Origin of the sequence: Methylobacterium sp. J-088 (genome assembly GCF_022829295.1) — a bacterium.
GTDB lineage: Bacteria > Pseudomonadota > Alphaproteobacteria > Rhizobiales > Beijerinckiaceae > Methylobacterium.
This window is the reverse complement of record NZ_JAKSYH010000170.1, coordinates 1-19,546: the sequence shown is the minus strand read 5'-3', so window position 1 is coordinate 19,546 and position 19,546 is coordinate 1. Positions and strand designations below refer to the sequence as shown.

The window sequence follows — 19,546 nt, the reverse complement described above, 5'->3', positions numbered from 1 at the left end:
GTAGCCGCGGTCGAACTGCATGCCCTCGACGACGTCGAGCTCGGTCTCGGCGGTCTTGGCCTCCTCGACCGTGATCACGCCCTCGTTGCCGACCTTCTGCATCGCGTGGGCGATCATCTGGCCGATCTCGGTGTCGCCGTTGGCGGAGATCGTGCCGACCTGGGCGATCTCATCGGACGAGGCGACCTTGCGGGAGCGCTCGCCGATATCCTTCACGACGGCGGACACCGCCAGATCGATGCCGCGCTTCAGGTCCATCGGGTTCATGCCGGCGGCGACGTACTTCACGCCCTCCCGAACGATGGACGCGGCCAGCACGGTTGCCGTCGTGGTGCCGTCACCGGCGGTGTCGCTCGACCGCGAGGCCACTTCGCGCACCATCTGGGCGCCCATATTCTCGAACTTGTCGACGAGCTCGATCTCCTTGGCAACGGTGACGCCGTCCTTGGTGATGCGCGGGGCGCCGAAGCTCTTCTCGATCACGACGTTGCGGCCCTTCGGGCCGAGCGTCACCTTCACCGCACTGGCGAGCAGCTCGACACCGCGCAGCATCTTCTCGCGGGCATCGGCTGAAAAGCGAACGTCTTTGGCGGACATGGTGGAGCCTTCATCATCTGTCGTGTGGCCCCGAGGCACGCCACGGCGGGCGCCTCAAGGGGCAGATCGCGCATCGAGGCCGTGCGGCCTGATCCGAACTCAGGCGACGACGCCCAGGATGTCGGATTCCTTCATGATCAGGAGGTCCTGCCCGTCGATCTTGACCTCGGTGCCGGACCATTTGCCGAACAGGACGCGGTCACCCGCTTTCACGTCGAGCGCGTTGATCTTGCCAGCCTCGTCTCGTGCACCTGGGCCGACGGCAACAACCTCACCTTCCTGCGGCTTCTCCTTGACCGTATCGGGGATGATGATGCCACCCTTGGTCTTCTCCTCGCCTTCGATGCGGCGGAGCACCACGCGGTCGTGCAGCGGACGGAATTTCATCGTGAGATCCTGATCGTTCCCAAGCGAGGCCCAACCGACATGGCGGGCTCTGTCGCGGGAAGAGTAGCGGCGCTGAAGCGTGTGTGGCCGCTCGATCGGCGCACCATTAGCACTCGCATCGTAGAAGTGCTAATTTCATGTCTGAGGGTCGAGACCCGCGTTTGAGAGGGTGGTGTGCCGCGCCCTGCCGCCGCCTCAGTCCTGTCAGGGCGGTATCAAACCGGTCGCTTTCGTCGGCTCGTCTCGGTGCGACTCGGATCGACCTGCGCATCGGTACGACCATCCGATTCGCTTGGCATGTTCAAGCGAGGCCTTGTCGCGGAACGGTCCTCGCGTTCCATCTGGATCCGATGGGAGCCCGAAGCAGAGGGCTGGCCAAGCGCTTGATGTCATGGCATGGGCCGATCGGTGATCGAGCATCCCACCGCCTTCCAACCCGTATCGCTTGCAAGCCTGGGGTGGTCCGATTTCTTCGAGGACCAGCGTGAACCCCACGAGGCCGATTTCGCCCCGATGCGGGTTGCCGCGATTCACCGGTCCCGCCTGACTGCCCTATCGGAGGCCGGCTCGGTTGAGTTGACTCTGACCGTTCGTGCCAACGCGGGCGACGTCACGGTCGGCGATTGGATTCTCGTCGACCCCAAGACCGAGACATTGCATCGCCGTCTCGGCCGCAGGACGGTGATGGAGCGACGCACGGAAGGCAGCCGGATTCTTCAAGCCGCGGCGGCCAATGTCGACACGCTGTTCATCGTCACCTCCTGCAACGCCGACTTCAATCCCGCGCGCCTAGAGCGCTATCTGGCTCTGGCCAATCAAGGCGGCACAACCCCGGTGCTCCTGCTTACCAAGGCGGACACAGCCGACGATTTGGGCGTCTACCAGCGTCAGGCGTCCCAGTTGCAACGCGGGCTCGACGTTGTGACCCTCAATCCACGTCTGCCCGCGGCTGCAAACATGCTCGCTGCGTGGTGCGGAATGGGGCGAACCGTGGCGCTGGTCGGATCCTCCGGTGTCGGCAAATCCACTCTGGTGAATACGCTGGTGGGCCCAGGTCAGGCGCCTGCTCAGCTGACCGGAGGCATTCGCGAGCATGATGCGAAGGGACGCCACACGACCACATCGCGTTCCTTGCATGCCATGGCCGGTGGCGGCTGGGTCATCGACACGCCGGGAATGCGAACGTTGCATCTCAGCGGCGCCGCAGAAGGAATCGAAACCCTATTCGCTGAGATCGTCGAGCTCGCGCCCTCGTGCCGATACCGTGACTGCACCCACGCCCATGAACCGGGCTGCGCCGTGACGGCCGCGATCGCCGAAGGCAAGATCGAACCTGATCGATTGAACCGGTGGCGCAAGCTTTTCGAAGAGAACCGGGACAACACACCAACATCCGTTGGGCCACGCGGTCGCCAGCGTCCCTCAAGGTAGGCACCCCGCTCGATCCAAAAGCTTTGCTCGCGTTGACGCCGCGTCAAAGTCGATTTTTACGACAGGGCCGGTGCGGCATCGAATGTCCGTCTTACCGTCCCATCAACTCCGAATCAGGCGGGCGGCTTCTGACCCGCATCGGCCGCTACAGTTTGCACGCATCAGTGTCTCAGACGGGGTGGTTTCACCATTATCCGCTTCCAAGCGGAAAAGCGGTCGCGCGAACATCGCTCGGCGCACGCTCATGATCCGAAGCTGATTTCCGAAATACCGATCTGTCTTGGATCACGACGGCTCTTGCTCAGGATATGCCGCGCTACGAGGGGGGTAGCTGGCTAAGTACCGGGCGCGCTCCCAAAGATCGATCCCATGGCCGTTGGGCAGCGCCGCGGCGATTTCTTTCGCGTCATCATCGCTTTGAGCCTGGATCGTACGGCTTTCTCCCACTCGGCCATCGACGCTGAGGCTGAATACACGGTACATCCGCGGCCCCGGATCAGGCTCATCGATACTGGTGGGTGAGCCTGACACGCGATGAGTGGTCCGGTGCGGACGGGACCATACAGATGATCACCGCCTTAAGTTGCAGATGCCTATGCCAGCGGATCGAGGGCGTTGAGAGACACTGGCTCGGGCATACCGGGCACGCCGGCTAAATCGATTTTGCACAATCTATCTGACAATGCACCTCAGAAAAACGCGTAGGCCCCGCGGGCCGTCTATCCCGTTTGCCGCTGCTCCAGGCACAGGAGCGATCGCGACGAGCCGACTGGCTCGAGTCGAGGGTGAGCGCCACAACGGGCTGAACGAAAATCTCCGCGGGCCTGCCCGCTAAATGAAGTCCAATTTTCAATTGGGTCCGCTGCGCTATCCTACCGCCGACGCACCGAGTGGACCGGCCCGTCTGGCCTCTACGCGGGACGCCCCCATGTTCGAGAATACGGCATCCCACGCGGGGCCGAGCCGGGCCGAACCAACATGCCCGCCCTCTATCTTTGTGTTGATTGCAGCCGTGCCGCCGAGGGTATCGATGACGCCGAAGTCGGCCGCATCGTCGAGGTGGCCCAGCGCCACAATGTCGCGCGTGGCATCACCGAGGCCTTTGTTTTCGGCAGCGGCATCTCTTTTTTGTGGATCGAAGGGCCGGCGGCCCAGATGAAGATGCTGATCGCCAGCCTGCATCGCGACCCGAGGCATTACGATCTGGTCGCGCTGGATCAGAGCGGGAGCGCCTCTATCCGACTTGGGGGCTGGAGCGGGTCGAGGCCGACGATCTCCGGGTGGTACTCCAGGACGCGCTGGATAGCACCGAGGACCAGAACAACGCCGCGGCGCTCAAGCGGATCCTGCTGCAACCCGATTCAGGGCCCTTTCACGCGCTCGGACGAAAATAATCAAGCTCGGATAAGAAGATCCGTTGGATACGCCATCGGCGCCGCAGGCGCAGACATCGCCGGCTGATTACAGTCCGATAGTAGGATATCCGGCTCGTCCTTTACATCGTCGTAATTTGAGTTTTTCATGCCGAGCAGTGACCGAGCGACCAGCAAGGCCGTCGACGCGAGAGCGCCCAGGGGGGGACGATGCAGGATTTCGGTGCGTCCGAACATCTGTGGAGCGACGGCCTCGGTTACGATAGCGAGGCTGCGGCAGAAGCGCGTCGGCAATACGCACGCAAGCGGACCGCCGAGGCGGCGCGCGAGCGCTGCCTTGCCCTGGAGCAGGTCGTCCAGACAGAAGTCATCCCTCAACTGGTTCTCCTCCACCGCAAAGCGGGGACCGAACTCGTCAAGCAGGCGTTCAAGCCGACTGCGGGGCAGGTCGCGGCCTTCACCGACCTCACGCTCTTGCCGGACCACGGGGCTGTGACCGAGGCTTTCTCGGCCCTGGTCGCGGCGGGCCATCCTGTCGATCGCCTGTTTCTCGATCTGCTGGCGCCCTCTGCCGCCCTGTTGGGCCGCATGTGGGACGAGGACCTGTGCGACTTCGTCGAAGTCACCACCGGGGTCGCCCGGCTTCAGCATCTCGTGGCGCGCTTCCGGGCCGACGACGGGATGGCTGTGCTCGATGGGAAGCGCCGTCTGCTCCTGATGGGTGCGCCTGGTGAGCAGCACACGCTGGGCGTGCAGATCGTCGAGCAGTTTCTGACGCGGGCCGGCTGGGTTGTGTCCCTTGGCCTCTCATCCAGTCCAGAGGAGATCACCGATTTGGTGGCGTCCGAATGGTTCGGCGTCGTCGGACTGACACTCAGCAGCGAGACCCGCGTCGATCACATCGCGACGGCGATCCGCTCCGTGCGCGAGGCGTCGTGCAACCGATCCATCGGTGTGATGGTCGGAGGACCGATGTTCCTGCAGAACCCGGACTTGGTCCATCAGGTCGGAGCGGACGCATCCGCGGTGGACGCGGCGACGGCGGTGCTCCTGGCCCAACGGCTGCTCGATCTTTCACTTGAGCATGACAAGGCGTGAGATCTTGTTTGCATCGGCGGCCAATTGCGGGAGTTGATGACGGGGATGCCCCGTCAGCCTTGCCAGCGGCTTCTTCGTCAGGTGTGCGCCACCCGCCAGTTGGCTTATCGCGCCACGGTGTCAATCGAGTGTCAAGAGCGGTTTCGAGGCTGCAACGCGTGGAAGCTGCCGGTGTAGGCCCACACGCTTGTGCGCCGTAAGTGGTTTAAAGCGCAAATATTCAATATAGGATTCAAAATGTCAGGGATCTTCTGCGGGCGCGGGGCTGCGTCCTGCAAACCGCAGGAGCTCCGCCCCTGAACGCCGCCAGAGGACTGCAAGTCCTTTGAAAACTTGTCGTTCTCATCTTCGAGAGGAAAAACGAGGCTGGGAGGGTCCGCCGGGCCGTGTGCAAGCAGCAGAGGCCACCCACGCAGGGCATCGGACGTTTCACCCAGGATCCGCATCATCGGGGGTCCGAGGGATCCTCCGCGACGGGCGGGTGTTCGATCGACCGGAATGATGAGATCATGACCTAGGTGTATGGTGCCGGATCGTCAGCGCCGCGATCAGCACCAGGGCGAGGGCGCCCTGGCGGATCTGCCGGCCGAACCCGTAGCCCGCCTCTTCTTCGATCCAGCGGAAGCGGTTCGTGACGAGATCGGACGGGCCGCCCGCGCCGATCCGCGACAGGGCGCCGAGGCCGAGGCGGCGCAGATGCGCGAACACGGCGAGCCGCAGGCCGGCGACCGCGTGGTAGCCGGATTCGAACCCGCGGACGAAGCCAATGGGCATCACCACGAGACGGGCGAGGAAGGTGCCCGCCACCAGCGCCCCGGCGATCCGGGATTGCCCATCCGTCCAGGTACCGCCGGCCGGCCCGTGGATCACCCAGGCTGCGGTCAAGAGCGGCAGACCGGCCAGCCCGGTATCCGCCGCCATCACGGTGAGCCCGACCTGGTAACGGATCCGCTGCCGCGGCGCGATCCGCGTGGTCAGGTCGCGCCCCCACGGCACGGCTCTGGAACCGGCAGCGCCCGCGGCCTGGGATGTCTCAGGAGCTGACGGCATCGGCGCTCTCGCAACGTCGCCGACGCCCGGCGCATCGGGGTTCTGGAGGGCCCAGAAGCGGGCGTAGCGGCCGCCCCGGGCGAGCAGCGCGGCGTTGTCGCCGCTTTCGACGATCCGGCCCTGGTCCAGCACCACGATCCGGTCGGCATCCACGATGGAGGCGAGGCGATGGGCGATGACCAGCACCGTCCGTCCGCGGGCCAGCGCGCCGAGCGCGCGTTGGATCTCGCGATCGTTGATCGGATCTGGCCGGTGCCATAGCGCTCCTTGAGACCGAGATCGAGGAACAGGGTGTCGGGGACGAGCACCCGCGTCGTCGCGGTGCCGATCTCGAACAGGCGCTCGGAGGCCGTGGCGAAGACGTCGACCCGGTCGACGCGCGGCTTCTCGGTGATGATGTTGAGCACGTACGCAAAGGCGTTCATCCCGTAGAGCGTCCCCTGCGGCCCGCGCAGCAGTTCGACCCGGCTCACGTCGAACAGATCCTGCGCGAGGTTGGCCGAGGCCTGCGGCACGCCATCGACATAGACCTGGACGGCCGGATTGTAGAAATTCGGCGCGGCGATGCCGCGAAGCGTGAAGTTGGCGTAGGCCCTGTTGCCCCGGTTCGCGATGACCGTGTTGGGCAGCACCTTATGCAGGTCGCCGACGTCGCGGACGTCATTGTCGGCCAGCCGCGCCTCGGTCGCCACGGAGACGGCGCTGTCGACCCGATCGAGGCGCTGCTCGCGCTTGTTCGACGTGACCACAAGCTCTTCGAGCTGGAGCGTCTCCCCCTCCGGCCGAGAAAGGGCAGGTGTTCCGGTAAGCAGCGCAAGAACGGCAGCGGACCCGGACGCAATTAGTCTTATTGACAGCATTTCTAAACTACTACTACGCCGGAAAAACTACGTCGTGCGTCATCAAGGTTTCAGAATATCTTGTCTGCCACTTTCGGGTCTGGCATTGACGCCATCGGCACAAAATCAAAGCTTGCGGAGGATCGGTAGGGCGCGTTGTCGAATCCACACAGCGCCCTCGCGGCCCCCGTTCCGCCCCCGTCCTGGCAGGATGCGATCGCGGAGGGACTGGCCCGGCCCGGCTGGGCTGGTTGGAGATGGCGCGGATCGAGTCGGTTGCCGCCGACATCGCGGTCGTGATCGTGGACGCGTTCCTCGATCGCGACATCACGGTCGATCTGACCGGCGCGGCGACCTTCTCCCTGAGCGTCGTGCTGGAGGGCAGTGGCCGGCTGCGCGTCGACGGCCTGCCGCTAGTCGACGCGGAGGCCGGCACCGCACTGCTCTACGCCTGCCGCGGTCCCGCCTCGGGCGAGGACCTGATCCGCGGCGGCCAGCGCGTCAGGGTGGTGGATCTACGCTTTGAGGAGGGGTTCCTGATCCGGGCGGGCGATGCGCGCCTGTCGGGCCTCGCGGAAAGCCGCGCCGCGGGCGGTGGGGTCTTCCGCTCGGGCTTTCCCGCGCCCGCTTCGCTGCTTCAGATCGCCAACGACATCGCCCGGATGCCGGCCTCCGGCGCGCCGGGCCGCCGCCTCTTCCTGCACGGCAAGGCGGTCGAAGCCCTGGGCGTGGCCCTCGACGCCCTCGACGGTGTGCCGCGGGGGCGGCGCGCGCCCTGGCCGCAGGGGCGGGAGCGGCTGCTCCGGGCCCGGGCGATCCTCGACCGCGACTTCCGGAACGGCTGGACCATCGAGCGCCTGGCACGCAAGGTCGGCATCAACGAGAAGCAGCTCAAACACGGGTTCCGCGACCTCGTCGGTCAGCCGGTCCACGCCTATCTGACGGCGCTCCGCCTCGACGCGGCGGCCCGACTCATCCGGCAGGGCGTCAGCGTGGCCGATGCGGCCGTGTCGATCGGGTTCGGGAACCTCAGCCATTTCAGAGAGATTTTCCGCGAGAACAAGGGGCTCAGTCCCTCCCGCTTCGCCCGGCTGCGCTGAGCCTGCCGGCGGGGCCTCGGCCGCAGGCGCGGTTTCCTTCATCCGCAGCCGCACAGCGCCGCCGCATTGTACCAGGCCGGCCTCGGGCTAGCCTGGGCTCATCCGTTTCTGCTTGCATAGGGTACCCCCCTATCTTATAGGGTTCACCGTTCCATGTCGCACACGATCAAGGACAAAACGAAGCTGCTCGGCCGGGTCCGTCGCCTTAAAGGGCAGGTGGAGGCCGTGGAGCGGGCCTTGGAGGCCGAGCGCGGATGCGCCGAAGTGCTGATGCTCGTGGCCTCCATGCGCGGCGCCATCAACGGCCTGACCGCCGAACTGATGGAGGATCACATCCGCCATCACGTCGTGGATCCCCCGACCGAGGCCGAGCGCGCCCAGGGCGCGACGGAGCTGATCGCGCTCATCCGCACCTATCTCAAGTGAGAGGAGCCACCCGTGCCCAGCCTTCCCGAACTCCTTCAGCAGGGCACCGGGCACACTTGGCTGTTCGTGCCGACCGCGATCCTGCTCGGCGCGCTGCACGGCCTCGAACCCGGCCATTCCAAGACGCTGATGGCCGCCTTCATCATCGCCATCCGGGGCACGGTGCGGCAGGCGGTGCTCCTCGGCCTGTGCGCCGCGCTCTCGCACACGGCGATAGTCTGGGCGGTCGCCCTGATCGGCCAGCACTTCGGGCAGGCCTGGATGGGCGAGGCGGCGGAAGCGCGCCTTCAGCTCATCGCGGGAGCGCTCATCCTGGCGATCGGCGGCTGGACGGCGTGGCAGATCCGGCGGGACCACCATCACCATGACCACGCGCATCACCACCACGCGTCCGAGCTCCGGCGGATCGCCACCCGGGCGGGGACGCTGACCCTGGCGATCGTCGAGGACGGCGTGCCGCCGCGCTGGCGCATCCAGGCCGCGGACGGGCCGCTGCCCGACGCGCAGGCGCTGCGTCTCAGCACGATCCGGCCCGACGGCGCGCGCCAGGATTTCGCCCTCGTGGAGCACGACGGATACCTCGAGAGCCGCGACACCATCCCCGAGCCGCACGCCTTCACGGCCCGCCTCGCCCTCGGCGCGGAGACGCACGATCTCGCCTTCGCGGAGCACGACCACGATCACCCCGGCGCGCTCGACCTCGGCGAGGCGGACGACGCCCATGCCCGCGCCCACGCGGCCGACATCCAGCGCCGCTTCGCCGGCCGCACCGTGACCACCGGGCAGATCGTGTTGTTCGGCCTCACGGGCGGGCTGATTCCCTGTCCGGCGGCGATCACCGTGCTGCTGCTGTGCATGCAGTTGAAGCAGCTCAGCCTCGGCTTTGCCCTGGTGCTATGCTTCGGGATCGGCCTCGCCCTGACCCTGGTCGCCGCCGGAATTGTGGCCGCGCTCGGCCTGCGGCACGCGGCCGGGCGCTGGCCGGGTCTCTCGACGCTCGCGGCGCGGGCGCCCTACGCCTCGGCTGGCCTGATCGTGCTGGTGGGGCTCTACACCGGCTATGTCGGTTGGCAGGGGCTCCACGGCGTGCGCAGGACGGCCGCCGCGATCACGCAGTAGTCGCGGCCGGGGCCCACCTCAGGAACAGGATCAGCGCGAGGCTGAGGGCGAGGCCGACGCCGACGAACCAGAACCCGTCGGCATAGGTCATCACCAGGGCGTCGCGGCGCATCTGTGCGGCGAGGGCGGCGACGGTGCGGTCCTGGGCCAAAGCGGGGTCGGCGATCCATCGGCCATGTCGACAGCATCGGGCGCGGGATCGCCGATCCGAACGACAGCCCGGATCATCTTGGCCTGCCGAGCGTCAATCCGGTCTTCACCTGGGTGCGGCTGGCGCAGCGCATCCCCGTGCGCCTCCACATCGACACGGTACCGCCGGGCGTGATGCTGGCTGCCGGCATGACCTGCAGCGTCGGCATCGGCAACGAAGAGCCCAAAGGCCGGCTGTGGTCGATGCTGAACGTCCTGCGATGACGGCGCGTCTCTCTGGTACGGCCGATCCGTGTTCCACGCGCAGCAGCAAGGTTGTGTACCCGCCGAGTTTCGCGATGTCGCTCCCGATTCCGGCGAGGGTCACCACCCAGAGGTAAAGACTGGCGTTGTTGCACTCCATCCAGTCGAGCAGCGTGACGGCGAGAACGGCCTTGGTCACCGCGCCGGCCATAAGGGCGTTGGTACCGGTGGGATACACGGCGTCACAGCCCGGCGCGTGTGAGTCCGCCGGACGGGGAGGGGAGGTCGTCGTCCGTGATAGGTGCAGCTAAGAGGAGTCTGCCAATGAACGGGAGCCTGGGACAGCCTTTGCCACTCCTCGAAGCTAAGGAGCACGGCCTTAGGGTCTGGACTCAATCAGCACCAGAAAGCGATGACGGCGGCAAGGTCGACGGCTGAGGCGTAATTGCGGGCGAGCTTGTCGTATCGGGTGGCGACGCGGCGGAAGTCCTTGAGGCGGTTGAAGGTGGCCTCGATGCGCCAGCGTTCACGATAGCGCCGCTTGTCGTGGCGGATGCGTCGCTTGCGGCCGCGCTTGCCCGGGATGACCGGCGTGATGCCCTGCGCCCGCAGGTCGGTGCGCAGCCAGTCGGCATCGTAGCCCTTGTCGGCAGCCAGACGCCGGATCCGGCCGGGCGCTTCGGCCAACACCGCAGGCGCGGTCGTCACGTCGCTGTCGTTGCCGGGCGTCAGCAGCAGGACGCCGGGGCGGCCGAGGACATCGGTGAGCGCGTGGATCTTGGTCGTGTGGCCGCCGCGCGAGCGCCCGATGGCCTGCGCTTTCGCCCCCCTTTGCCGCCGTGGGCCGAGCGGTGGGCCCGCACATAGGTGCTATCGAGGGCGGCCGCATCGCCGGCCCATCCGGCCTTGGCCAGCGCGGCGAGCATCGCCTTCCAGAAGCCGCGGCGGGACCACCTGTTGAACCGGTTGTAGACGGTGGTGCGTGGCCCATACGCCGCCGGGCAGTCGCGCCAGCGGCAGCCGGAGGTGAGCACGTGCAGGATGCCGGAGATGATCTGCCGGTCGTCCTTGCGCTCGGGGCCGGGCTGATCTCGGGGCATGAACGGTTCGATCACCGCCCACTGCTCATCCGAGAGCCAGAACAGGTCTGCCATCGACACCTCCAAGCTGCAAACGGCGGCCCTGAATCACAAAATCGTAGCCTACGCAACGCCTTGGTTCGGTTCACACCCCAGGCCGGCGATGGCGCGTGATGATCGACGGTTTGCCCTGTTTGGATTGATCGACGACGGCTGAGAGCCTTGCTTCGGCGTCGCGAAGCTGGATCTCTGAATTTGAACGCCTCCTTGACCAAGGAGGTCATGACAGGCGTGCGGCCAAACGCGAGCGAAGGTGCCTCGGCCGTTCGAGGGCGCCAATCAAATTATTAGCGATAATACTAGATCGACCAACTCAAGCTGATCAAGCGCACAAGATACGGGTACTGCGTCCTGTACAGATCTGTTTCGCCGGAATGTTCGTCGTGAAAATCGACTGGGTCTCGTCCTTGGCTTCGAAGCGATCGACAATTGAAATTTGGGTCTAAACCCGGGGCTTATCGAATCCGTACAGGCCGTAGCTACGGGTGGGCAGGTTTCGATCTCTCACAGCGTCGCATGGTCCACGCCGTCTGATCCACGCAAAGTGAGCAAGAGCCACCAAACCGGGGCAATCCCAGGGCGCAGCGGAGTCGTACCGGCGCTGCGGTTAGAAACTCGCGCCTGAACTGACGCTTTCGGCTGCTCGACCGACAGGGAAGGTGAGCGCGGAGAGAGCCGCGTCCCGGGCGGGGCTACAATGACAAAGACGGTGGCGTTGTCGAATGGGCACGGCAAGGGGTGGCGCTATCGATCGTGCGGGCGCGGGACGATGCTCGCCATCCTCTTGTCCACTGCTGCGTCGGCGCTGCTGCTGCCGCTCGCAACGCCGGCCTATGCCCAGAGCCAGATCGACTTCAACATCCCGGCGGGCGATCTCGGTAGCGCGCTGGCGCAGATCGGGCGGGCCAGCGGGCAGGCGATCTCCTTCCCTGCCGACTTGACCCGCGGCCGCACGACCGGGCCGATCGTCGGACCGATGAGCGTCGGCGAGGCGGTTGCCCGTGCCCTGGCCGGCACTGGGCTGACGGCGGTCGCCAGTTCGCATGGCGGCCTGATCATCCGGCGGACGCAGGCCGCCGCCCCAGCCGCTCCGGCGCCGGGCGGCAACACGCTCGCCGTCATCGACGTAGCCGACCTCGTGAGCGGGACGGGGGACCGCGGCTTCGCCGCCGGCACCACCAGCACGTCCGATCGCCTTAACATCCCGCTTAAGGAGAACCCGCGCTCGGTGGTCGGCGTCACCAAGGACGTGATCCAGGCACAGGGGCTGACTTCGATCCTAGATGCGGCCCGCAACGTCAGCAACGTCACGGTCAGTAACGGCGCAGGTCAGGGGCAGGGCGTCGCAAGCTACAGCGTCCGCGGTTTCGACGTACAGAACGTGATGATCGGCGGTCGCATCGGGCCGCGCGGAATCAACGTGCCGATTGAGGATGTCGAGCGCGTCGATGTTATCAAGGGACCGACCACCGACCTCACGGGCGTGAGCCTCCCAGGTGGCGGCATCAACATCATCCCCAAGATGCCCAGCGCCGAACCGATCCGCGAGGCGGCGCTCTATCTCGGCAGCCGCTTCTACCGAACGCTCGCCTTCGACCTGGGCGGCCCTGTCGAAGGGACCGAGAACCTGACCTATCGCATCAACGTCTCGGGCAACACCGCCGATACGGCGCCGGGCGGCGACAGGTCTCCTCATGATGGGCTGATCTCGCCGAAAGTCCGGTGGGATGACGGTGATACGACCGTGACGGCCGGCGTTCGTTACGCCGATCAGATCGTCGGGCTCTCGCCGATCACGGTCGGCAATTATGCGCTCAACTGGCGCCCGATCCGGGTCTCACGCGAAAGGCCGATTGGCACACCCGACGCCGGTGCATCATTCCGAAGCCTCAATCCCTACCTCGATTTCGAGCACAAGCTCGGATCGGTCGTTACAGACCGGTTCGGGACATTCGATTTCACCGTTCGCAACCGCTCCGCGTATTTCTCGAATAACTACACGTCTGTCGGCTATATTTTCGCACCCAGCATGACCGGTCCCACGATCGTGTCGCCGATCGGAAGCTATATGTCTCAGACCGAACGGAAACTGGTCACCCAATCAGATCTTATCGTGGTTCACACCCTGGATGATTATAAGAACACGATGAGATTTGGTATTGATTATACAACAGACTCTTTGTCAGTCTTGAATCTTATTACATTTCCAAAGCTGCGCTTCGACGCTCGGATGCCGCCAGCCGTGCTACCTTTGCCATCCCGCTACGGCTATCATAACAAGTCATATGTCAATTTCGACGATATCGGTATCGCTTTTCAGAACAAGATCGATTTATTCGATCGCCTTCATGTTCTCGGATCGGTCAGACAGGATTTCTACCGATCCAAGACCTCCCATACGTTGAGCAGAACGGTGGATAAAGCAGACCAGCCCGCGCTGACTTACAATGGCGGTGCTGTTTTTGATATCACCAAGTGGATGAGCGTCTACGGAACGATGGGTACGGGCTTCACCCCGAATCAAGGTGTTCTCGCCAACGGTCAGTCGGCCCCGCCGCAATTCGTCAATCTTAGCGAGTACGGCCTTAAATTCAACTTGCTCGACGACCGGTTAACCGTGACAGCGTCTCGTTTTGAAAATCAGTACAGCAACGTGCTTATCTATGATCGATCAAAGGGTGGGAACGTTCTCGGACCGGGCAGCTCATCGAACGGACTCGAATTGGACGTCCAGGGACAACTGACCGACAACATCAGCCTGATCGCCGGCGTTGGACGCACACTGATCCGTGCCCAGGGCGCTAAACCCGGAGAAGTCTTTCCGGGAATTCCGCCCTACAAGGGAACGCTGTTTGCGGTCTACACCTTCAACGAAGGTCCGCTTCAAGGATTCCAGTTTGGCGGCGGGACCGAGGCGGTCCCCGGGACCTACAGCAGCTTCGGCCCGAAACAGGGCAATTCGCGGATCCCTGGATACGTGACCGTCGACGCGATGGTGGGTTATGCGAAAGACAACATCAGCGTCTCGCTCAACGTCAAGAACGTATTCGATCATTACTATTATGAGCCGACGCAGGTCCCACAATTCATTCCGGTTGGTCAAGGGCGCCTGATCATGGCTCAGGCCCGGATCAAGTTCTGACCAATCGCCGGCGCCCCGCGCGCCGAGGGCACGACCCCGGATCCGCGGGGACTTGCAGCCAGCATGTCCCCGTGGGCCGTCGAGCGTTTGATTTCCGATCCCAGGATCCTCCGTCATGTCGATCCCTCCTTGTCTCGCCTTCGGCGGCGACGCCGCGCGAAAGTCCGCATTGCTCGCGCGCCTTGACGAACACCGCGACGCCGGAACAGTCACGCCATCCGGTCCGAGCTGGACCGGGGTGGGCGGGACGCCCGCCGGCTGCATCGCCGGTTCGAACGATCCGGCGGATTTCGCGCGGGCGACGGGCTTTCCCTCCTCCCTGATGCCGCTCCTCGACTTCCTTTGTCCACGTTGCGGAGACGAGGAGCGTGGCTCCAAAGCGGGCGAGGCCGCCGATCTCGCGCGGGCCATGCTCATGGGCGTGACGCCAGGGGCCGACCTGACGAACGTGCCCGGTCTCATCCTGTGCGCGTTGCTGGACGAGGCGTCCGCGCACGCTGGAGACGAGCCGGAGATCATCGCCGCTCGTGACCGCATCGAGGCCTTGCATCGCGCCGCGTTGGCGGGCCACCGGCCGGGAGCCACCGCGTGGCGCGCGGCCCGGGCGGCGGCCGTGACGGCGACCGATGCCGCCCGGGAGCCGGCCGGACAGCGCTTCGGCCGGCTGGTCGAAGCGGTGGCCTGGGACCCGGCTGCCTCCTCCTCGATCCTCCAGGAGGTCGCGATGGCTTGGCTCGAGATCGCGGCCCACGCCGCGTCGGCGGCGACCGGCTGGACGGCGGCGGACGACGCCGCCGTCGAACGCTGCTTCCAGGCCTGCCGGAGCGAGAGCCTGGCGGCGGGGGGGCAACCCGAGGCGTTCGCCTTCCCGCCGCTCTTCCACGCGCGCGAGCCGGAACTCGCCCGGCGGTTCGCCATGCAACTCGCCGCCGCCAACGCGGCCTATTTCCAAGCGGTCCGCGATCTCGCACGGCGCTGCCTCGATTACCTCGCTGCGGCCCGGCCGCCGGGCGCGGCGGCGGCATGACGCGACCGCCGAGAACAAGCCCCGTGCAGTCGAACGACGCCGGAAAACCGGAGCTGGGCGCGGGGGCGCCCGGACCCGCGATCCCGACCCAGATCCTGCTTTTGGCGAAGCTCCGCCATTTCGGCCGTTTGACGTTCGCGTTCTGGATCACCCGCAGCGCTCTCCGGGCCTGGGCGCTCGTGGGGGTGAACCTCGCCGCCCAGAGTCTCATGGTCTACACGAGTGTCCTGAGCACCCGTTACACCAAGGCGCTCTACGACATGCTGGCCGAACGGGCGCTGGACCGGCTGCCCGGGGTGCTGGGCCTGCTCGCCATCGTGCTGGGCGCCGCCATTGTTCAGACGGTGATCGCCTTCTCGGTGCCCGAAACCATCGCGTTCGAGTGGCGCCAGTGGCTGACCGGCCGCTACGTGGCGCGCTGGCTGCAGAGCGGCGCCTATTACGAGACCCAGCGCCGCGATCTCCTTGACAACCCGGACCAGCGCATCGCCGAGGATGTCCAGGCCTTTACGAAGACCATGGTTCTGCTCGTCTTCGCGCTGATCCAGGTCGCCTCGATGGGGATCACCTTCGGGATCATCTTGTGGTCGGCGTCGGGCGCCGGCGCGATCACCCTGGGACCCGTGAGCCTGCACATCCCCGGCCTGCTGCTCTGGGCGACGGTGGCCTGGACGATCCTGCACACGGCCGCGGTGCTGGGTGCCGGGCGTAGGCTGCCGCGCCTCGTCGCGGAGGGGCAGCATCGCGCCGCCGATTTCCGCTTCAAGCTGATCCAGGTCCGCCGCTCCGCGGAGCAGGTGGCGCTGCTGCGTGGCGAGGCGGCCGAGCAGGCGGCCCTGACCGCGCGATTCGCGGCGATCCGCACGAACTTCTTCGCCCAGATCGGCCAGACCGTGAAGATCCAGGTCACGAACGCCACGATCGGCCAGGTCAACAGCCTGTTCCCGTTGCTGCTGATCCTGCCGCGCTACGTCGCCGGCGAACTGTCCCTCGGCGACCTGTTCCAGACCCAGCGGTCGATGGAGCAGTTCCACGGGGCGATCGCGTATTTCGCCGAGGCCGCCGCGACGATCCAGGTCCTGCGCGGCACGATCCGCCGCCTGCGCGCCTTCGATGCCGTGCTGGACGCCGTCCCGTCCCGGCCGGATCCCGGCCCACCCCGGGCCGAGGCCGCCGCGCTGGAGGTCGAGGCGCTGACGATCGGTAGACCCGGCGGCGCGCCGCTCCTCAGCCTGCCGGCCTGGCAGGTGGCACCCGGGCAGCGCTGGCTGATCCGCGGCCCCTCGGGCATCGGCAAGAGCACCCTGCTGCGGACGCTCGCCGGGATCTGGCCGGAGACGACAGGCCGGCTGACCATGCCGCCGCGGGCGGCGACCCTGTTCATGCCGCAGGTGCCCTACCTGCCGATCGGATCCCTACGGGAGGCGATCACCTACCCGTCGCCCGATCCGGTGCCGGACGCGGTGCTGCGCGACCTCCTCGGGCGCATTGGGCTCGCGGATCGGGCGGCGGATCTCGACCGCGCCGCCGAGTGGGACCAGCACCTCTCGCCGGGGGAGCAGCAGCGCCTCGCCTTTCTGCGCCCCCTGCTGCTGCGTCCGGCGCTGATCCTGCTGGACGAGGCGACCAGCGCCCTCGATCCGTCGAACGCGCGGGCCATGTACGCGCTGCTGCTCGACGCGCTGCCGGGCCTGACCCTGATCAGCGTCGCACATTCCGACGTGCTCGATGACTTCCACACCCACCGGCTCGTCCTCGGCGAGTCGAACGACGCGCGCGAGAAAGCCGCATGACTGTAGCCTCCGTGACCGATGCCACCTTCCAAGCCGAGATTCTCGATGCCGCAGCACCGGTGCTCCTCAAGCTCTGGGCGCCCTGGTGCGGCCCCTGCCGGGCGATGAACCCATCATCGAGGAGGTCGCGGCCGAGTACGCGGGCGAGATCGCAGTGCGGGCGGCGGACATCGAGGCCGATCCGGCGATCGCCGAGCGGCTGGCGGTCCGCGGCATCCCGCTCCTGGTCCTGTTCCGTGGTGGCGCGGAGGTCGGGCGCGTTTCCGGCGTCATGTCGAAGACCCGGGTCTGCGCCTTCATCGACGGGCATCTCGACCCGGCCCAGTGATTCGCGTGCTTGCTCCCGGATTGGAAGCCGGTTCGGCGCAAGCAGGCCCGACAAAACACCGGCTTCAGCCGGGTCGGGCGTCTCCGGGCGCGCCCGGCCCGATCGCCACCCAATAATGCGCCACCCGGGTGACCGACAGGTTGAGGGAAGCACCCAGGATGTCGAGGGCGTCGTCCGGGCGCCGCAGCGGGAACACGCCGGTGGCGCGGATCTCCGCCACGGCCGGATCGAGGCGAATGACGCCCGGGAAATAGGGACGCAGACCGTCGACGATCGCCGCGACCGGGCGGTTCTTCGCCACCAAGAGTCCATCGAGCCAGGCCGCGGCGTCCTCGACCTCCACCGGCTGCCGATCGGGCTGGCCCGCCCGAAGGCCGATGCGCTCGCCCCGTCCGATAGGGCCCGAGGCCTGCGTTGCGAAGGCGATCTGCCCCGTCCCCTCGAGCCCCGTCGCCGCGAGACTGTCCGGTCGCTTCTCGATCAGGAAGCGGCCGGATGTGGCCGTGAGGCGGAGCGCCCCCGCGTCGAACCGGAACGGCGCGGCCCGGGACGCGACCAGCAGGAGAACCTCGCCCTCGATCAGGCGGATACCCCGCCGGCCAGGCGCGTAAGCGATGTCGAGGGCGGTGCGTGGTGCCATCACGACCTCGCTGCCGTCGTCGAGGTGTACACGGGTCTGCTCGGCGGTCCGCGTCACGTGATCGGCGAGGAGGCTGCCGAGCGGCACGAACCGGTCCGTTACCACCGCGCCGGCTGTCCCGAGACCCAGCGCGGCCATCAGGCCGGCGAGCACGGCGCGCCGATCGGGTCGCCGCTCGACGAGCTGCTGCCTCAGCTGGCCCGCCGGCAGCTTCTGCTCGGCCGCGAGCCCACAGGGTGCGAGGCCCCTCTGCAATTGCGCCCACGCTTCCACATGGCGCGAGTCGGCCGCGAGCCACGATTCGAAGGCCCGCTTCTGACGTTCGGAGGTCACTCCGGAACACAGCTCGACCATCCAGCCGATCGCGGCCTCGCCCGGCTCATCGTCGTGGTTGGCGGATCTTGTCATCCCCGATCTCCGTACGATCCGCTCGACGTGCTCACGCTCACCTTGATCACAGCCAACCCGGTCACCACAGATACCCCGGTTACTCTTGGCGCATCTGCGCCTCGTAGGCGGCGCGCAGCCCCTGCGCAACGTACTTGCGCACCATGCTTACCGAGACCTTCAGCTCCGCGGCGATCTCCGCATAGGGCAGGCCGTCGATCTGACTCATGAGGAATGCCGCACGGGCCTTCTGTGAGAGGCGCGCCAGCATGGTGTCGATGGCTTGGAGTGCTTGCGCGAGGATCAGCCGGTCCTCCGCGGATATCTCGACCGCTTCCGGCATCGCCGCCAGCTCGGCCTCGTAGGCCAGCCGGAGATCGCTGCGGCGCCGCGCGTCGCAGATCAGCCGCCGCGCGATGGTGTTCATCATCGCGCGCGGCTGCCGGACCCGCTCCAGATCGGGCAACTGCAACAAGGCGATGAAGACATCCGCCGTCAGGTCGTCCGAGGCCGCGACGGTCCAGCGCTGCCGATTTAACCACCGCGTCAACCATTGGTTGTGTTCTCTAAACAAGAGATCGAGAACGGATGCGTTTTTGTGAAGTGCCGTAGCCCCCATCATGGCGCCCTCAAAGACCCTGAGCCTGCCTGTCTTAAGATCACGCGGGTTCACCCCGCGTTTGCGACTCGCATCTTAGCTGGCATGCAGTCTGGATCCATTCCGAACGCGCTTAAATTCCGAGCACAAGCTTTTCATATGTTCGGCATCGGGAGAATTTTTTACGCAGACACCCTGAAAATTTAACGCTGATCTCTTCGCGGGGGATCAGGCACGAGGATAGATTGCGGGTGAGGAGCACGGAAGCGGGTCATTGATCCAACTCTTATATCATGAATGCGGTTTTATCTCGGGTTCGTACGAGAGATATTGAGGAAGAACTTACAGCAGAGCTTAGAAAGCTTCGCCGTCGCTCCCGTGCCGATCCTGCGGGCTGTCCGCGCGGGGGATCCTGCGAGGCGCACCCACTTTTGTCGGGGCTCCCGCCCGGTCGACCGACTCCGGGGAAATGCCGCGGGTCGACGCTTCAACACAGATCCTTCGGCAAGCGTGGAGTGATTCACCCTGTCGGGTCGAGGTGTAAAGGGCGGACCAATTCCAGGCCGCTGTGGCGGAGTAAAACCAGGCCAATGGCGGCCGCAGCTTGAACGATGAAGGGGCCCGATCGGGCCCCTTCATCGTTTATCGCCGACCATGAGGCTCAAGCCGGTAGGATCTC

17 protein-coding genes and 2 pseudogenes are annotated in these 19,546 nt (G+C 66.0%); 11 read left to right on the top strand and 8 right to left on the bottom strand.

Annotation, left to right across the window (positions count from 1 at the left end):
* Together MKK63_RS18845 and groES are read right to left on the bottom strand one after the other, a co-directional pair.
* The coding region (locus tag MKK63_RS18845) for a TCP-1/cpn60 chaperonin family protein (RefSeq protein ID WP_279574747.1) at window positions 1-597 on the bottom strand (597 nt) is incomplete at its 3' end.
* A gap of 99 nt (window positions 598-696) precedes the next feature.
* Window positions 697-984 (bottom strand): co-chaperone GroES, encoded by a 288-nt coding sequence (groES, locus tag MKK63_RS18840; protein WP_243920647.1) that lies wholly within the window; start codon window positions 982-984, stop codon window positions 697-699.
* Window positions 985-1,380: 396 nt separating this feature from the next.
* Between groES and rsgA the strand changes: the two genes are divergently transcribed.
* The 3 genes from rsgA to MKK63_RS18825 all read left to right on the top strand — a co-directional run bounded on the left by rsgA (window position 1,381) and on the right by MKK63_RS18825 (window position 4,886).
* On the top strand, window positions 1,381-2,415 hold the full coding sequence (gene rsgA, locus MKK63_RS18835; RefSeq protein WP_244004463.1) for a ribosome small subunit-dependent GTPase A: 1,035 nt from the start codon (window positions 1,381-1,383) through the stop codon (window positions 2,413-2,415).
* 978 nt (window positions 2,416-3,393) lie between these two features.
* Window positions 3,394-3,876: a BLUF domain-containing protein gene (locus MKK63_RS18830; protein WP_244004461.1), complete on the top strand. Its 483-nt coding sequence runs from the start codon at window positions 3,394-3,396 to the stop codon at window positions 3,874-3,876.
* Window positions 3,877-3,998: 122 nt separating this feature from the next.
* Window positions 3,999-4,886: a B12-binding domain-containing protein gene (locus tag MKK63_RS18825; RefSeq protein WP_244004459.1), complete on the top strand. Its 888-nt coding sequence runs from the start codon at window positions 3,999-4,001 to the stop codon at window positions 4,884-4,886.
* Between the two features lie 507 nt (window positions 4,887-5,393).
* Here MKK63_RS18825 and MKK63_RS18820 read toward each other — a convergent pair.
* Both MKK63_RS18820 and MKK63_RS32255 read right to left on the bottom strand, forming a co-directional pair.
* Window positions 5,394-5,882, bottom strand: coding sequence for a hypothetical protein (locus tag MKK63_RS18820; protein WP_244004457.1), 489 nt, complete (start codon window positions 5,880-5,882; stop codon window positions 5,394-5,396).
* On the bottom strand, window positions 5,861-6,685 hold the full coding sequence (locus MKK63_RS32255) for a TonB-dependent receptor plug domain-containing protein (RefSeq protein WP_409564532.1): 825 nt from the start codon (window positions 6,683-6,685) through the stop codon (window positions 5,861-5,863). Before MKK63_RS32255 ends, MKK63_RS18820 begins: the two co-directional genes overlap by 22 nt.
* A gap of 347 nt (window positions 6,686-7,032) precedes the next feature.
* On the opposite strand from MKK63_RS32255, the gene MKK63_RS18805 reads away from it, so the two are divergent.
* The 3 genes from MKK63_RS18805 to MKK63_RS18795 all read left to right on the top strand — a co-directional run bounded on the left by MKK63_RS18805 (window position 7,033) and on the right by MKK63_RS18795 (window position 9,420).
* Window positions 7,033-7,875, top strand: coding sequence for a helix-turn-helix transcriptional regulator (locus MKK63_RS18805; protein ID WP_244004455.1), 843 nt, complete (start codon window positions 7,033-7,035; stop codon window positions 7,873-7,875).
* 153 nt (window positions 7,876-8,028) lie between these two features.
* Entirely contained in the window at window positions 8,029-8,301 is a 273-nt protein-coding gene (locus MKK63_RS18800; RefSeq protein ID WP_244004453.1) for a metal/formaldehyde-sensitive transcriptional repressor, read from the top strand.
* Window positions 8,302-8,313: 12 nt separating this feature from the next.
* On the top strand, window positions 8,314-9,420 hold the full coding sequence (locus tag MKK63_RS18795) for a nickel/cobalt efflux transporter (RefSeq protein WP_244004451.1): 1,107 nt from the start codon (window positions 8,314-8,316) through the stop codon (window positions 9,418-9,420).
* Here the strand turns inward: MKK63_RS18795 and MKK63_RS18790 are convergent.
* Window positions 9,410-9,571: a hypothetical protein gene (locus MKK63_RS18790; RefSeq protein WP_244004465.1), complete on the bottom strand. Its 162-nt coding sequence runs from the start codon at window positions 9,569-9,571 to the stop codon at window positions 9,410-9,412. The two genes, MKK63_RS18795 and MKK63_RS18790, sit on opposite strands and share 11 nt — an antisense overlap.
* A 113-nt stretch (window positions 9,572-9,684) precedes the next feature.
* On the opposite strand from MKK63_RS18790, the gene MKK63_RS31995 reads away from it, so the two are divergent.
* A complete protein-coding gene (locus MKK63_RS31995) occupies window positions 9,685-9,834 on the top strand; it encodes a hypothetical protein (protein ID WP_313901778.1) in 150 nt (49 codons plus the stop codon).
* A gap of 375 nt (window positions 9,835-10,209) precedes the next feature.
* Here MKK63_RS31995 and MKK63_RS18780 read toward each other — a convergent pair.
* Window positions 10,210-10,913: pseudogene (locus MKK63_RS18780) on the bottom strand (IS5 family transposase).
* A gap of 808 nt (window positions 10,914-11,721) precedes the next feature.
* On the opposite strand from MKK63_RS18780, the gene MKK63_RS18770 reads away from it, so the two are divergent.
* From MKK63_RS18770 to MKK63_RS18755, 4 genes and pseudogenes are all read left to right on the top strand, one after another.
* Entirely contained in the window at window positions 11,722-14,094 is a 2,373-nt protein-coding gene (locus tag MKK63_RS18770; RefSeq protein ID WP_244004449.1) for a TonB-dependent siderophore receptor, read from the top strand.
* 115 nt (window positions 14,095-14,209) lie between these two features.
* A complete protein-coding gene (locus MKK63_RS18765; protein ID WP_244004447.1) occupies window positions 14,210-15,121 on the top strand; it encodes a hypothetical protein in 912 nt (303 codons plus the stop codon).
* Window positions 15,122-15,144: 23 nt separating this feature from the next.
* A complete protein-coding gene (locus MKK63_RS18760; RefSeq protein WP_244004445.1) occupies window positions 15,145-16,914 on the top strand; it encodes an ABC transporter ATP-binding protein/permease in 1,770 nt (589 codons plus the stop codon).
* Window positions 16,911-17,242 (top strand): annotated as a pseudogene (locus tag MKK63_RS18755) (thioredoxin family protein). The gene MKK63_RS18760 and the pseudogene MKK63_RS18755 overlap by 4 nt, the downstream one beginning before the upstream one ends.
* A 64-nt stretch (window positions 17,243-17,306) precedes the next feature.
* On the opposite strand, the gene MKK63_RS18750 reads toward MKK63_RS18755, so the two are convergent.
* Window positions 17,307-18,290, bottom strand: a complete 984-nt coding sequence (locus MKK63_RS18750) for a FecR family protein (RefSeq protein WP_244004441.1) — start codon at window positions 18,288-18,290, stop codon at window positions 17,307-17,309.
* Window positions 18,291-18,369: 79 nt separating this feature from the next.
* Window positions 18,370-18,891, bottom strand: coding sequence for a sigma-70 family RNA polymerase sigma factor (locus MKK63_RS18745; RefSeq protein ID WP_244004439.1), 522 nt, complete (start codon window positions 18,889-18,891; stop codon window positions 18,370-18,372).
* Window positions 18,892-19,546: the final 655 nt, after the last annotated feature.

Bases quoted from the DNA above. Each gene is read 5' to 3' on its own strand.
- MKK63_RS18765 (WP_244004447.1), top strand. From the start codon at position 14,210: ATGTCGATCCCTCCTTGTCTCGCCTTCGGCGGCGACGCCGCGCGAAAG.
- MKK63_RS18770 (WP_244004449.1), top strand. From the start codon at position 11,722: ATGCTCGCCATCCTCTTGTCCACTGCTGCGTCGGCGCTGCTGCTGCCG.
- MKK63_RS18800 (WP_244004453.1), top strand. From the start codon at position 8,029: ATGTCGCACACGATCAAGGACAAAACGAAGCTGCTCGGCCGGGTCCGT.
- MKK63_RS18805 (WP_244004455.1), top strand. From the start codon at position 7,033: ATGGCGCGGATCGAGTCGGTTGCCGCCGACATCGCGGTCGTGATCGTG.
- MKK63_RS18830 (WP_244004461.1), top strand. From the start codon at position 3,394: ATGCCCGCCCTCTATCTTTGTGTTGATTGCAGCCGTGCCGCCGAGGGT.
- MKK63_RS18745 (WP_244004439.1), bottom strand. From the start codon at position 18,891: ATGATGGGGGCTACGGCACTTCACAAAAACGCATCCGTTCTCGATCTC.
- rsgA (WP_244004463.1), top strand. From the start codon at position 1,381: ATGGGCCGATCGGTGATCGAGCATCCCACCGCCTTCCAACCCGTATCG.
- groES (WP_243920647.1), bottom strand. From the start codon at position 984: ATGAAATTCCGTCCGCTGCACGACCGCGTGGTGCTCCGCCGCATCGAA.
- MKK63_RS18825 (WP_244004459.1), top strand. From the start codon at position 3,999: ATGCAGGATTTCGGTGCGTCCGAACATCTGTGGAGCGACGGCCTCGGT.
- MKK63_RS18750 (WP_244004441.1), bottom strand. From the start codon at position 18,290: ATGACAAGATCCGCCAACCACGACGATGAGCCGGGCGAGGCCGCGATC.